We start from the raw sequence: 14,207 nt of genomic DNA, 5'->3' as shown, positions 1-14,207 counted from the left end.
CGCTCCATGGAGAAACTCCCTTATAATCCATCTGTCAGGGCTGAATCTCAGATCAGGGGCTCACAAGGAAGGTGGGGTGGGCGCACCGCTTACAGCCGGTCGGTCCCAACACCATAAGCACACAGACGCTCTGTATCAGGGAAGGCATCTTGCAACGCGTTCAGGATTTCATAATCCAGAACAAAGCCTTCCAGCTCTATCCATTGCCCCTCAAAGAACACCTCAGCCCAGCCATGGAGCAGGTTTTTGGAAACAACCGGATAGACCACATCAGGGATGATCCCGCGTTGCACGCGGTGGGCAATTGTAAAGCCATGGAAGCGGCAAGGCACATCAACGGCTCTCAGCAGCGCCATCAATAATGTAGTTTTGGTATTACAGTGCCCATACCCTTCTTCCAGTACTTGAGATGCCGTCAATGTGTCACGTGCATTGAACCCGAACAGGATTTCGTTACGGACAAAATCATAAACGGCACCTATCCTGAGGTCCGTGGACAGCGTCGCCCACCCGTTCTCTTTAACAAGCGCTTGGATGGCTGGGTTACTGAAGTCGAGAAGCGGTGTTGTGGATAGATATTGTCTAAACATATTTCATTCTAACTATTATTGATTCTCATATTTTAGGACCTTCAGGAACTAGAGCTCCAAGCCATTTTTTTACCCACTCATCAACATGTTAATACTTAACCCGACAAATATTAACCTTTAGACTACTATACATGTTAATATTTATTTCATAACCCTTTGTAACTTAACCATAATTTCAGAAACCCAATAAGGAAATTAATTAATTATTAACGTATTAGGTCGAGACACTGCCTTTTGTAAGTAATTATTTGATAATATTCAGACATCTGCCCAGATACAGCTTCGTCGAATGGCACACTGTGTCATCTGCCGGCCTAGATTGACCTTGCCGCAGCAGAAAATCCCCTCATATTAACGTTATGATAAAAGTAATCCCCATCCTGCTGGCCATTGCTTATGGGCTCATCATGTACCGCTTTTCTGTTTGGCGTACGGGCCGCGAACTGGACGAAAAATCAACCGTATTGGCCGATCCGAAGTTGGTTGAGATGAGCAAGCAGATGGCGCGCGCGCTGGATTTGCCCCGCATCAATGTTCATATTTATGAGATAGAGCCCGTGAACGGCCTTGCCGCACCGGACGGGCGCATTTTCATCACACGCGGGTTCTACAACAAGTTCCGTGCAGGTGAAGTGAGCGCCGAAGAATTGGCAAGCGTCATAGCCCATGAATTGGGGCATGTGGCCTTGGGGCACTCCCGCCGCCGGATGATTGATTTCTCGGGCCAAAACGCAATGCGGGCTGCCTTGGGTATGGTGCTCAGCCGTTTCATCCCCGGTATCGGCATATGGATTGCCAATATGTTAACCCGCCTGCTGGCTGCCAAACTGTCACGCAGCGACGAGTTCGAGGCTGACGCCTATGCCGCCGCTTTGCTGACCAAAGCAGGCATCGGTATCGGCCCGCAAATATCCTTGTTTGAAAAGCTGGATGCGCTGACAAAATCGGGCGGCGGCCGTCCCCCCGCGTGGCTACTCACCCATCCCCACAGCAACGACAGGATTGCGGCGCTGAAGAAAATGCAAATCAGGTGGGACAAATAGGCTTGTGCCCTCAGGCAACCAGCGCTTTTCCCAATCGCGGCAAACGCGCTTTTTTCATCAACGATCGCATATTCCAGTCCTCCCCTGACAAACGCCGTGCTTCTTGCACGACAGCTTGGGCAACCTGCGTCACAGCGTCAGGTTCCGCATGGAAGTGCCCAAGCAAGAATGCATCAGGGTCATTCCGGCTCAGGCCTTCTTCGGCCAGAATACCGCGTGGGAAATCTTTGGCGTTCATGGTGACGATGCCATCGGCATTCCCGTGCACTGCCGCCGCCAGAACATGGATGTCATTTGCGTCAGGTAACCATAGCCGCGCTTCCAAGCCGCCATGGGCAGGCACGCAGGCTTTGGGAAACTTGGCTTGGATCATCGCCACTTCACCACGGGCAACGGCCTCGCCTTGCGGGCCAAGTTTGCGCGCGGCCAGCGCCCATTCCTCAAGAATACGCGCCGACCAGAGGGGCGTATAAGCGCCCGTGGCTGCGACGCCCAGCAACATCTCCCGCATAACAGTAGGATAGATCACACAGGCGTCGAGCAGCATTTTCATAGGATTACAGGTGGAAAAACAGGGATTTCAGATACCCTGTTTCTGCAAGCTGCGGCAGTTGTGGGTGGTCTGCACCTGCAAATCCGGTGTGAATCAGGCTTGGCCTGCGCCCTGCCCGTCCGATGCCACGTACACTTGCAGCGCGGAACGCCGCAAGGTCAGCCGCATGGGAACATGAACACAGCCCAATAATGCCGCCCTCAGCCACCAGTGGTGCTGCAAGACGTGCAATCCGCTCATAAGCCCGCAATCCCGCTTCGAGAGCAGGTTTCGCAGGGGCAAACGCAGGGGGATCACAAATGATCACGTCAAATTCCGCACCCTCGGCACGAAGGGCCGTCAGCACATCAAACGCATCGCCTTGGCGTGTGGTGACACGGTCTGACACACCCATCGCCGCTGCACCCTCGGACGCCAGCGCCAAAGCAGGCGCAGACCCGTCGATGCACAAGGCCGATGCCGCGCCATTGGCAACAGCCGCAAGGCCAAAGCCACCCACATGGGAAAACACATCCAGCACCCGCGCCCCGCGCGACAGCGATGCTGCAAAGGCGTGATTGGGCCGCTGGTCATAGAAAATACCGGTTTTCTGGCCGCCAGTCAGGTCCGCCATATAGGTGGCCCCATTCATCAACACAGGCACAGCTGCATCAGGCGCAGTACCGGCAAGAACACCGCTCACGTCATCCAAACCTTCGAGGCTGCGGGTACGTCCAGAGGCGTTTTTCAACACGTTCTTCACGCCTGTCACTTCGATCAGCGCAGCGGTCAGCGGCTCAATCAACGCATCAGACCATGCCGCGTTCGGCTGGATCACACATGTATCGCCAAAACGGTCAATGATCACCCCTGGCAGGCCGTCGGCCTCGGCATGGACCAAACGGTAATAGGGCGCATCGTACATGCGTTCGCGCAAGGCCAAGGCACGGCGCAAATGCGCGGCCATCCATGCCTGATCAATCGAGGCTTCTGGATCAGCATCCAGCATGCGACAGATGATTTTGGAATTAGGGTTCACAGTGACCACGCCCATAGGCTGGCGCAGGCTGTCCTCCAAAACCGCAATCGTACCGGGCGCAAGCGCCTTTGTACGGCGGTCTGTGACCAATTCGTTTTCATAAACCCAGGGGGCGCCATGCCGGATGGCACGCGCGTTCGCCTTTGGAATAAGGCGTACAACGGGAAGTGGGGCGGATGTGGGGAATGGCGTTGTCATAGCGTCCTTCACTAGTCGGTTCCCCTGCGAAGGGAAAGCGCTATTCGCGTGGCCCGTCACAGGATTGAAAATAAGACGGGGCCTAGTCTCGCTTGCGGCTGCGCCAGCCCCCGCGCCGCTGCGGCGTGGCGATCGAGTATAACCCTTCCGAGATCACCTCGGACATGGGATGGTCCGCATCCTGCCCGTGTGCCTCCAACAAGCGGCGCATCGCACTGTGCGTCTCACGCCCGACCCCAAGGCTCAACGCCCACTCCAGAAAAATCGTGCGGCATTCGGATTTGGTGATGCCTTCAATACGGAAGGCCTCATAAATCAGGCCTTTGGGATCATCTGGGGTTATTTTTTCCATCAGCTTTCTCCGCTGCTATGGGCCGCAAGTGCCGCGGTGATGATTTGATCCGCCCCTGCATAGGTCTGGATCAATTGCGCCTCTAGGTCATCTGCGGTGTCGCATTTCAGGGCCTCACCGACCGCCTTGAGCAGGAATCGCAACGTCTCGGCGCGCACAACGTCAAAATTCAGTGCTTTGGAGGACAGCAGCCGTGTGGCCGATTGTAACGCCCAAAGTGTCTCATAAGCGGCACTCAACTCTGCCGCCCCTTGCGCATCCAAAAGCCCCACGTGCTGTGCCGCCGCTAGCCCCGCAGGAATATCGCGCGCCAACGCATGCCCCGCCAAAGCTCCCGCTTGGGCAAACAGCTCGATGTCTTGTAAACGTCCCGCGCCGATCTTGGCATCCAACACGCCTTCAGGCTTTTTCGCCGCTGCGATCCGCGCCCGCATCTCGATGGTCTGTTGGCAGACATGGCCCATATCACGGCTGCGCTTCAATATCTCAAGACGCAGTTCCTCAACCGTTTGCGCCAATCCGTCAGGCCCCGCGATCACCTCTGCACGGGTCAGTGCCAGATGCTCCCAAACCCATGCTTCATTGCGCTGATAGTTGGTGTAGGACTCAATCGATGTGGCAACTGGCCCTTTGTTACCCGAAGGCCGCAACCGCAGATCCAGCTCATATAAGCGGCCTTGCGCCATGGGGGCGCTCATTGCGGTGATCATCGCTTGGGTTAGACGCGCATAATACTGCCGTGACGCCAGCGGGCGTTTGCCCTCCGATGCCTCAACGCCGTCAGCGTCATAAATCATGATCATATCCAGATCAGATTGCGCCGTCAGCCGTCCAGCCCCCAGTGACCCCATCCCAACGATCACCGCGCCCTTGCCGGGTGGCTGCCCATGACGGCGAGAGAATTCAGCAATCACCACAGGCCAAAGTGCCCGCAAAACCGCCCGCGCCAGATCACTATATTGCTCGGCTGCGCGGACACCGTTCGTGAGACCGCGCAAATGATGCACACCAATGCGAAAATGCCATTCCCGCGCCCACGCACGTGTGCCATCCAATTGAGACTCGTAATCCTCCAGCGCCGCCAAACGGTCACTTAGATCAGAAAACAGCACCTCTTGGCCCGGCCATTTCGCAAAGAAATCACCACCGATCACCGCATCCAGCACCGCCGCATTGCGCGACAAATGCGCGGCCAACATGGGTGATACGGATACGATTGTAATAAGTAAATCAGCCAGTTGCGGGTTCGACTTCAACAAAGAGAACAACTGAACGCCTGCGGGCAACCCTTTGAGAAACCCGTCAAAAGCCAAAATCGCCTCATCAGGTTTATCCGCTTGCCCCAGCCGCGACAAAAGCTCGGGCTTGAGCCGTTCAAACAGCTCCGCACCGCGTGCAGACCGCAGCGCAGGATAGCTCCGCCATCCTTCAATAACAGACTTGTCAAAGACATGAGTGGCCTCTGGCAGAGGTTTTGGGCCACGGGCTTCGGTGAAAAACCCCTCGGTGATTTCATGCACCGCGCTCAGGCGGTCACGCAGAGTGGCCTCCAGATCCGACTGATCCATATCCATCATTGCCGCAATCCGCGCCATGCCTTCGGGCGTTTGCGGCAGAGTATGGGTTTGGGCGTCCTGTACCATTTGCAAACGGTGCTCAACCGTGCGGTGGAACGTATAGTGATCCGCCAGATTATCCGCCGCGTCCTGTGGTATCCAGTCTTTCTGCGCCAGTATGTCCAAACCGTCTTTGGTGCCGCGCACCCGTAATTCCTCATCCCGCCCGCCAGCGATCAACTGCCGCGTCTGGGTGAAAAACTCAATCTCGCGTATCCCGCCACGGCCCAGCTTCATGTTGTGACCGGGCAATGTGATCGGCCCGCCCAGCCCTTTATGTTCACGGATCGCCAGACGCATATCATGGGCGTCCTGAATGGCCGCAAAATCCAGATGCCTGCGCCATACAAAGGGCCGCAGCGTGCGCAAAAACGCATCGCCCATGCCAATATCCCCCGCACAGGGGCGCGCTTTGATGTAAGCGGCCCGCTCCCACGTGCGGCCCAAGCTCTCGTAATACCGCTCAGCCGCCATAAGGCCCACGCAAACGGGCGTGACCGAAGGATCAGGCCGCAACCGCAGATCGGTGCGGAAAACATAGCCGTCGCCCGTGATATCATTCAGGCTGGCCGCCATGGCGCGGGTGGCTTTGATCAGCCCTGCACGCGCCTCTTGGAAATCATCGGGGGCATAGCGGCTTTCATCAAATAGGCAGATCAGGTCGATGTCAGAGGAGTAGTTCAACTCTCCCGCGCCCATCTTGCCCATCGCCAACACGGTCATGCCGCCGCCGGTTTCCGCATCTTCGGCGGTAAGCCCCGGTAATTTCCCCCGTTTGATTTGCGCAGCCACAGCCACCCGCAAAGCAGCATGGGCCGCCGCCCCCGCGTAATCCGTCAACGCGCCTGTCACCTCTTCCAGCGACCACGCACCGCCCAAATCCGCCAACGCCGACAGCAACGCCACACGGCGCTTGCCTTGCCGCAAACCTGCGTTCAGTGTGGCATCGTCCAATGTGGCTGGCGCGGCAAGGATACCTGCCAAAGCCGTTTCAGGTGCCTCAACCGCTTCCACCAGCCAATCCGCTTCTTTTGCGATCAATGTGGCCAGATAAGGCGCCAGCGATGCCGTCCCCGCAATCAATGGCCGCAAATCAGCGTCAAAACGTTCAAGCGGAAGACCCGTATCTGAAGAAACAGTGCCGCGCGGGCAACGGACAAGCCGTTTGGAGAGTGCAATATCATTCATACCGCCACATTTACGCGTCAGCGCAATGCCGTCAATGCTTAAGCTGACATACTCCCCCAAACGCAACCAACTGAAAATAAACTACAAATCAATTAAATGTAAATAACATTCACATTTGGCCTTGTAAAAATCCTCACCATAGCCAAATTGAGTGATGTGAAGGGCATTTACATTAAACCCCTTTCACCGGTGAAGCGCCCCAAATCGGAGGCCGCACACCGCAACACTGAGGGATTACTATGACCATGATGACTGATACAAATACCTACACATCATCCAGCACCTCCCGTGAGGGCTGGTTCAAGCGCACTGAAAGCTGGCTTGATGAGCGCGGCAAAGGCGCATGGATTGCGGCGATGGTCGTCGGTTTCATCTTTTTTTGGCCTGTTGGTCTTGCCCTACTGGGCTATATGATCTGGAGTAAACGCATGTTCTCGAAGTCTTCACGCGGATGTAGCCGCAGCACTTTCCGCTCTACAATGGATATCCACCGCCCCACAGGCAACGCCGCCTTTGACGCCTACAAGGCCGACACGCTGAAACGCCTGGAAGAAGAGCAAGGAAACTTTGAAACTTTCCTTGAGCGTCTGCGCGAAGCCAAGGACAAATCCGAATTTGACGCCTTCATGGACGAACGCGCCAACCGCAAAGACGACAAGCCATCGGCATAATCGTCTTGAAACCTCCCTCGCGCCTTCCCACATCACAGGGAAGGCGCAGAATGCATAAATGAAAGACTGACATGACCCCTGATCCCGATATGCAACCACAGTTCTATGATGGCGTGCCCAGCAAACGGTTGTTGGCTTGGGTTGTCGATGTGCTGGTGATCTCGGCGCTTACCGTCGTGATATTGCCGTTCACCGCCTTTACTGGATTATTTTTTCTGCCCTTCCTCTACGCGGTTCTCGGTTTTTCTTACCGCGTCATCACCCTATCCAACGGCTCTGCGACATTAGGCATGCGGTTGATGGCGATTGAGCTGCGCACCAGCGCGGATCGTCCCTTTGACCTGCCGATCGCCTTTGCCCACACGCTTGGCTACACGCTCTCTCTAGGTGTCCCGCTCATCCAATTGGCCTCCGTTGTGATGATGCTCAGCTCCGAACGCGGTCAAGGCCTGAGCGACTTTGTACTCGGCACTGTCGCCCTGAACCGCCGCGCGTAACCCCACCGCTTAACCACCACCGCAGTTTAGGGATTGCCCCTTTTGGTAGTCACGCTATCATTTTAGGTAAATCAGCTTCTTCTCGCCTCCCTGCACGTTACATCAGATGACCGGACACGCCCCACCATGCGCCACTCGCTTCCTATTGCCCCGCAGTTTTATGTAACGGCACCGCAACCTTGCCCCTATCTGGAAGGGCGCATGGAACGAAAGCTGTTCACGGCATTGCAGGGCGAGAACGCGCAGGATCTCAACAACAGCCTATCCTCCCAAGGCTTTCGCCGTAGTCAGAATGTGCTGTACCGCCCGTCCTGCGCCGATTGCGCTTCGTGCCTCTCGGCGCGCATAGATGTGTCGCGTTTCAAGCCCAGCAAAAGCCAGCGCCGCACGATGAACCGCAACACCGAGCTAACGCGCCGCGCCACATCACCTTGGGCCACCGAAGAACAATACGACCTTTTCCGCCATTATCTGGAAAGCCGCCATGCAGATGGCGGCATGGCCGATATGGATGTGTTCGAATTCGCAGCGATGATCGAGGAAACCCCGATCCGCACCCGCGTGATTGAATATACCGATCAAACCACCTCCGAGCTGGTCGGCGTTTGCCTCACCGATGTCCTCGGCGATGGGGTGAGCATGGTTTACTCTTTCTATACGCCAGACCGCCCGCGCAACGGCTTGGGCACGCATATCATCCTTGATCACATTGAAATCGCCCGCAGCGCAGGTCTGCCCTATGTCTATCTAGGCTATTGGGTGCCCGGCAGTCCCAAGATGGGCTACAAAGCCAAGTTTTCAGGGCTAGAAGTCTTTATGGGCGGCAAATGGCAGCCCATGCGCGATCCAGAGTCTTTTGCGCTTGATCCTCACCCGCTCAGCAATGATCCGATCTCTGAACAGGTTGCCAATATCTCGCTGCCCACTCCAAAGCCAAATCGCGGCTAGAGCCAAGACGCCCCTATTGGCCCGATAAAACAAGCGCGCGGATTTTCACGGCTTTTTCAAAGTGATCCAATTCGTGGGTCTCGATCCACCATGTCGCCGCCTCCATCAAAAGCGCGGGGTCGTCATTGCGGTTGGCAAAAAACGCATAAAACGACAGGCCGACCCCTTCCCCCTTTTTTGCGATTTTATCGTCACAAACCGCCACAGCTTTCTCTCTCAAAGTCGCGCGCATGGCTCCATCTCCCCGCCCCTTATTCTCTCCGCCCTTCATTCCCGCTTTGGCGCGTGAACTCAATCCTGTTTCGTGCTGGAAGCGCTGTAAAAACAGCCGCGCGCACGACCTCATATTTCACAAAATTACAACCGCCACGCAGCATTCGACATTTTATTTCACAAAATCACCCTCCAGCGACACAAATTCACACCAATTGACGGTTGACGCCCCCAAAAACCGCCCATAATGTCTCCTGACAAACCAACGGAGTATGAGGCCAATGTTTAGCCTAGTCGTCATTGTGGATCGAACGCGCATGGGCCGGTAACGGCAGACCATATTTGTCACCATGCGCCCCCGACACTCTCGGGGGCTTTTTTATGGGCAATAACTGTTTTATGCGTAACCCCGACAGACTAGAAGTAAGCCAGACCCTGACCTAACGCCAAGATCGCCCAGCACGGGCACAACAAAAAGACGCCAAGATAAAGGACCAAGATAATGACACGCCAGATGACCGGAGCGAAAATGATCGTTCAAGCCCTGATTGATCAGGGCGTCGATACTATATTCGGGTATCCTGGCGGCGCTGTCTTGCCGATCTACGACGAGATTTTTCAACAAAACCAGATCAAACACGTGCTGGCCCGCCACGAACAAGCCGCCGTTCATGCCGCCGAAGGTTATGCGCGTTCAACTGGTAAACCGGGTGTGGCGCTTGTCACCTCTGGGCCAGGTGCGACAAACGCTGTGACGGGTCTGACAGACGCGCTTCTCGACAGTATCCCGATCATTGTTTTGTCGGGTCAGGTTCCGACATTCATGATCGGCTCGGATGCCTTCCAAGAAGCCGACACCGTGGGCATCACCCGCGCCTGCACCAAACATAACCGTCTGGTAAAAGAGACAGACAAACTCTCTGCTGCACTGCACGAGGCATTTCACATCGCCACATCGGGCCGCCCCGGTCCCGTTCTGGTGGACATCCCCAAAGACGTTCAATTTGCCACGGGCGACTACACCCAAAAAACCGCCGTTAAATCGCACTATCAGCCCCAGCTTAAAGGCGACATGACCGCGATCACGGAATTGGTTGAAGCACTGGAAACGGCAAAACGCCCTGTGTTCTACACAGGCGGCGGCGTCATCAACTCTGGCCCTGCCGCATCGCAATTGCTGCGCGAGCTGGTCGAAGCCACGGGTTTCCCGATCACCTCAACCCTGATGGGTCTGGGCTGCTATCCTGCCTCGGGCGAGAAATGGCTGGGCATGTTGGGCATGCACGGGCTGTATGAGGCCAATATGGCCATGCACGGCTGTGACCTGATGATCAACATCGGCGCCCGCTTTGATGACCGCATCACAGGCGTTGTTGAAAAATTCAGCCCGAACTCCAAAAAAGCCCATATCGACATCGACCCCTCTTCGATCAACAAAGTCATCCGCGTTGATATCCCGATCATGGGCGATGTGGGCCATGTTCTTGAGGATCTGTTGAAGGTCTGGAAATCACGCGGTCGCAAAACCAATTCCGAAGCTGTGGCCAAGTGGTGGAAACAGATCGACGAATGGCGCGCGGTGGATTGCCTCAAATTCACCCAAAAGGGCAAGATCATCAAACCGCAATATGCGCTGCAACGCCTTCAGGCGCTGACCAAAGATCACGACCGCTATATCACCACCGAAGTTGGCCAGCACCAAATGTGGGCCGCGCAATATCTGGACTTTGAAGACCCGAACCGCTGGATGACGTCAGGTGGCCTTGGCACTATGGGCTATGGCTTCCCTGCCTCCATCGGCGTGCAAATGGCGCACCCTGAATCATTGGTCATCAATGTTGCGGGTGAAGCATCTTGGTTGATGAACATGCAAGAACTGGGTACGGCGATGCAGTATAAACTGCCCGTCAAACAGTTCATCCTGAACAACGAGCGCCTTGGCATGGTCCGCCAGTGGCAGGAATTGCTCCACGGCGAGCGTTACTCCTCCAGCTGGTCAGAGAGCCTGCCAGATTTCGTAAAATTGGCCGAAGCCTTTGGCGCCAAAGGCATCATCTGCTCCGATCCCGATGATCTGGACGATGCGATCATGGAAATGCTGAATTATGACGGCCCTGTCCTGTTTGATTGTCTGGTGGAAAAGCACGAAAACTGCTTCCCGATGATCCCGTCAGGCAAGGCCCATAACGAGATGATCATGGGCGAGGTTGATACCTCAACCGCAATTGACGCAAAGGGTAAAGTATTGGTGTGACACGTTTTCTTCAAAGGAAACGAGCGGAGTTTGCAAAAAACTCCGCCCCCGTACGGATCAAAAGGATATAAGATATGTCAGCTCTAAAAATCAAAAAAGGCGCGCAAAGCCATTCCGCCTATAACCTGCGTCCTAACTTTTCGGACGTCGAAGAACGCCACACCCTTGCTCTGCTGGTCGAGAACGAACCGGGCGTTCTGGCCCGCGTCATCGGTCTGTATGCTGGGCGCGGATATAACATCGACAGTCTGACCGTCGCCGAAGTGGACCATACAGGCCACCTGAGCCGCATCACCATCGTCACCCGTGGCACGCCGCAGGTGATTGAACAGATCAAGGCGCAAACCGGACGGATTATTTCCGTGCGCGAGGTCCATGACCTGACCGTAGAAGGCCCCTGTGTTGAGCGGGAATTGGCGATGTTCAAAGTCACGGGCACAGGCGACAAACGTGTCGAAGCTCTGCGCCTTGCCGATATTTTCCGCGCCAATGTGGTGGATAGCACCCTCACCAGCTTTGTCTTTGAAATCACAGGCGCCCCCGAGAAAATCGACGCATTCGCCGATCTGATGCGCCCGCTCGGCCTTGCCGATGTGGCGCGTACGGGCGTCGCGGCCTTGTCGCGCGGCGAATAAGGATACTGCGGCTCCAATCGGGGCCGCAGCTTTTGCCAACCGGAGGTGCCATAGGTGACAGTAGCAGGAACATCCCCCGATTGGCTGGTCCCTCTGCCTCCCTCACCGCCCCCGCTTGCACAGGCTCTTGAAGCCCTGCATGCGACATATCTTAGCTATGATCACTCCATCCCGACGCATCTGTGCAGCCGATGCTTTGATCCGCCGATGGCCAACCGAATTATCGCCGCCGCGCGGCTGGTCAAACAGGGCCGCTCTCCCCAACCCGAAGATTTTGCACAAATCCATTTTGAGCACGCGCATTGCGCCGGAGGCGAAGACACACTCAAGTTGTTTTTGCCTATGGGCGTTGAAAAATTGCTTTATGGCCCCCCACCAAACGGCTTTGGCAATTCCTATCCCGAAGTACTCGAGACCGCGCAGCAAGCCGCCTTTTGGTTCTGGCCCACCCCGTTGCAGGACTGTTTACGCGATCTGGCCATCGCATTATTCTATGACTGGTTCGGCAAAGGCCAATTTACCCTGTCAGACTGGCGTCACAGCCAACCCGCAGAGCCTGATCTGGACGGCCCCGCAGACGATATACTAGACCTGTGCCTTCTAACCCTGATCAGCCCGGCAGACATGGTGCAATCGCTCAGCCAAATGCACACCCCTTGGGCCGATAATGCTTTGGCCCACCCCATTGCCAACAGCCTGACTGCGCCATTTTACTGCTCACCTGACACCTCTGCAGAGAACACCCTGTACCAAGATGCATCAGCACAGATAGCTGAAACCCTTACAGCGGTATTCAGGCAAGCGCAGTTGGCATATGTCACACCTGACTGGCTCCAAAACGCGTTTTTCAGGAACATCAGTTCACACCCAGAACTGGCCGCGCAGCTGTCTGACTATGAAAACTATTACGATGTAAAAACCGTCAAATTACGCGGCAGCCCCAAGGGCGAAATCCTATTGGACTGGCCTGATCTCGCACAGGTTTAATCCAATAGGTCGCCCTTGGCTTAGAGTTGTGGCAGGCGCTTTTGCGGCCATTCCGTCGCGCCGTGCCATTGCTGCGCCAGTTGCAACAACGCCCCATCGCTGCCGCGTGGCCCAATCAACTGCACCCCCGCAGGCAGGCCATCCGCACTGAACCCAACAGGCACATTGACCACAGGCAGACCAATCAGCCCCGCAGGTACAACCACCTGCATCCAGCGGTGATAGGTGTCCATCGCCTGCCCTGCGATCTCTTCTGGGTGAACCCACTCCACATCAAACGGCCAAAGCTGCGCCGACGGCAGCACCAACACATCCATGCTCTCAAACAGGCGCGTCACACGGCGGAACCAATCCGAGCGGATCGCGCTGGCCCGCTGCACATCCATCGCCGACATCGCCAAACCGCGCTCGATTTCCCAGATACAGGCGGGTTTGAGATACTCGTTTTTGGTCGGGTCAGCATAAAGTGGCCCCAGTTTGCCAGCCATCGCAAAGGAGCGCAGATCATTCCACGACTGCCACATGGCATAGGCATCAAACGGCGCGTTCAACGTTTCAACCTTATGGCCCAGCCCTTCCATCTGCACCATCGCAGCCTGAGAGATATCCATGATCCCATCCGCATAGGGAAATGCGCCGTCCCAATCGCCCAGCCACCCAATGCGCAGGTTTTTCGGAGCACGGTTGATGCCAGCAAAGGTCTTGACAGCTTCGGTGCTCAACGGCAGACGCGGATCAGCGCCCGTCATCACATCCAGCAAACCCGCAAGGTCCGCAGGGCTGCGCGCCATCGGGCCAGAGGTGGAGAGCTGATGCAAAAACATATCACCCTCAGGTTCATTCGGGATCGTCCCCCATGTCGGGCGCATGCCATAGACATTGTTCCACCCCGCAGGATTGCGCAGACTGCCCATCATGTCAGACCCGTCTGCCACGCTGAGCATTCCCGCAGCCAAAGCTGCCGCTGCACCGCCCGAGGAGCCACCCGCAGATTTGCTCAGGTCATAGGGGTTGCGCGTGGCACCGTGCACAGGATTAAACGTGTGGCTGCCAAGACCAAATTCCGGCGTATTGGTTTTCCCAATGATGATCGCACCCGCAGCTTTCAACCGTGCGACCATCGTGTCATCCGTTTCAGCCACTTGGCCCGCAAACAACGGTGATCCCATAGAGGTCGGCAAACCTGCTGCATTGGCCAAGTCTTTGATCGCAATCGGCATCCCATGCAGCCACCCCGAGCGCGGAGCATTATCGGCGGCACGTGCTTCCTCCATCAGGCGTTCACCGTCGCGCAGGCTGACGATTGCATTTACGGCGGGGTTTACGGCCTCAATACGGGCCAACGTGGCTTCCATCAGCTCGGCGGCAGACAGATCACCATTCTCAAGCGCGGCAGATTGGGCGCACGCATCCATGTTCAAAATATCCATGCGCTAATAGTGCT

The 14,207-nt window shown here is 56.1% G+C and carries 14 protein-coding genes; 7 read left to right on the top strand and 7 right to left on the bottom strand.

From position 1 onward, the window contains the following. Positions 1 to 89: 89 nt before the first annotated feature. Positions 90 to 590, bottom strand: coding sequence for a transglutaminase-like domain-containing protein (locus GGR95_RS15990; RefSeq protein ID WP_184567653.1), 501 nt, complete (start codon positions 588 to 590; stop codon positions 90 to 92). Between the two features lie 359 nt (positions 591 to 949). On the opposite strand from GGR95_RS15990, the gene GGR95_RS15985 reads away from it, so the two are divergent. Further along, a complete protein-coding gene (locus GGR95_RS15985; RefSeq protein WP_184567651.1) occupies positions 950 to 1,633 on the top strand; it encodes a M48 family metallopeptidase in 684 nt (227 codons plus the stop codon). A gap of 10 nt (positions 1,634 to 1,643) precedes the next feature. Here GGR95_RS15985 and GGR95_RS15980 read toward each other — a convergent pair whose 3' ends face one another. The 4 genes from GGR95_RS15980 to GGR95_RS15965 all read right to left on the bottom strand — a co-directional run bounded on the left by GGR95_RS15980 (position 1,644) and on the right by GGR95_RS15965 (position 6,558). Then, entirely contained in the window at positions 1,644 to 2,186 is a 543-nt protein-coding gene (locus tag GGR95_RS15980; RefSeq protein ID WP_184567649.1) for an RSP_2648 family PIN domain-containing protein, read from the bottom strand. A gap of 4 nt (positions 2,187 to 2,190) precedes the next feature. Beyond that, positions 2,191 to 3,402 carry an RSP_2647 family RNA methyltransferase gene (locus GGR95_RS15975; protein ID WP_184567648.1) on the bottom strand — a complete coding sequence of 404 codons (1,212 nt, stop codon included), beginning with the start codon at positions 3,400 to 3,402 and terminating at the stop codon, positions 2,191 to 2,193. Positions 3,403 to 3,484: 82 nt separating this feature from the next. Further along, positions 3,485 to 3,754, bottom strand: a complete 270-nt coding sequence (locus GGR95_RS15970) for a hypothetical protein (RefSeq protein WP_184567646.1) — start codon at positions 3,752 to 3,754, stop codon at positions 3,485 to 3,487. Beyond that, on the bottom strand, positions 3,754 to 6,558 hold the full coding sequence (locus GGR95_RS15965; RefSeq protein WP_184567644.1) for a [protein-PII] uridylyltransferase family protein: 2,805 nt from the start codon (positions 6,556 to 6,558) through the stop codon (positions 3,754 to 3,756). Before GGR95_RS15965 ends, GGR95_RS15970 begins: the two co-directional genes overlap by 1 nt. A gap of 239 nt (positions 6,559 to 6,797) precedes the next feature. Between GGR95_RS15965 and GGR95_RS15960 the strand changes: the two genes are divergently transcribed. The 3 genes from GGR95_RS15960 to GGR95_RS15950 all read left to right on the top strand — a co-directional run bounded on the left by GGR95_RS15960 (position 6,798) and on the right by GGR95_RS15950 (position 8,674). Next, positions 6,798 to 7,229, top strand: coding sequence for a DUF2852 domain-containing protein (locus tag GGR95_RS15960; RefSeq protein ID WP_425506415.1), 432 nt, complete (start codon positions 6,798 to 6,800; stop codon positions 7,227 to 7,229). Positions 7,230 to 7,300: 71 nt separating this feature from the next. Continuing rightward, the gene (locus GGR95_RS15955) at positions 7,301 to 7,726 is read left to right on the top strand and encodes an RDD family protein (protein ID WP_184567641.1); all 426 of its coding nucleotides are present in this window, start codon (positions 7,301 to 7,303) and stop codon (positions 7,724 to 7,726) included. A gap of 126 nt (positions 7,727 to 7,852) precedes the next feature. Continuing rightward, complete coding sequence (locus GGR95_RS15950) at positions 7,853 to 8,674, top strand: arginyltransferase (protein ID WP_184567639.1); 822 nt, start codon at positions 7,853 to 7,855, stop codon at positions 8,672 to 8,674. Between the two features lie 13 nt (positions 8,675 to 8,687). On the opposite strand, the gene GGR95_RS15945 is transcribed toward GGR95_RS15950, so the two are convergent. Beyond that, positions 8,688 to 8,906 (bottom strand): DUF6500 family protein, encoded by a 219-nt coding sequence (locus GGR95_RS15945; protein ID WP_184567637.1) that lies wholly within the window; start codon positions 8,904 to 8,906, stop codon positions 8,688 to 8,690. 483 nt (positions 8,907 to 9,389) lie between these two features. On the opposite strand from GGR95_RS15945, the gene GGR95_RS15940 reads away from it, so the two are divergent. The 3 genes from GGR95_RS15940 to GGR95_RS15930 all read left to right on the top strand — a co-directional run bounded on the left by GGR95_RS15940 (position 9,390) and on the right by GGR95_RS15930 (position 12,763). Further along, complete coding sequence (locus GGR95_RS15940) at positions 9,390 to 11,141, top strand: acetolactate synthase 3 large subunit (protein WP_184567635.1); 1,752 nt, start codon at positions 9,390 to 9,392, stop codon at positions 11,139 to 11,141. A 74-nt stretch (positions 11,142 to 11,215) separates the two neighbouring features. Continuing rightward, a complete protein-coding gene (gene ilvN / locus GGR95_RS15935; protein ID WP_184567633.1) occupies positions 11,216 to 11,776 on the top strand; it encodes an acetolactate synthase small subunit in 561 nt (186 codons plus the stop codon). A 54-nt stretch (positions 11,777 to 11,830) separates the two neighbouring features. Beyond that, entirely contained in the window at positions 11,831 to 12,763 is a 933-nt protein-coding gene (locus GGR95_RS15930) for a hypothetical protein (RefSeq protein ID WP_184567631.1), read from the top strand. Between the two features lie 20 nt (positions 12,764 to 12,783). Here GGR95_RS15930 and GGR95_RS15925 read toward each other — a convergent pair whose 3' ends face one another. Then, on the bottom strand, positions 12,784 to 14,193 hold the full coding sequence (locus GGR95_RS15925; protein ID WP_184567629.1) for an amidase: 1,410 nt from the start codon (positions 14,191 to 14,193) through the stop codon (positions 12,784 to 12,786). Positions 14,194 to 14,207: the final 14 nt, after the last annotated feature.

Source organism: Sulfitobacter undariae, assembly GCF_014196805.1.
Taxonomy (GTDB): Bacteria; Pseudomonadota; Alphaproteobacteria; order Rhodobacterales; family Rhodobacteraceae; genus Sulfitobacter; species Sulfitobacter undariae.
The sequence above is the reverse complement of the archived record's forward strand: the minus strand, read 5'-3'. Positions and strand labels throughout refer to the sequence as shown.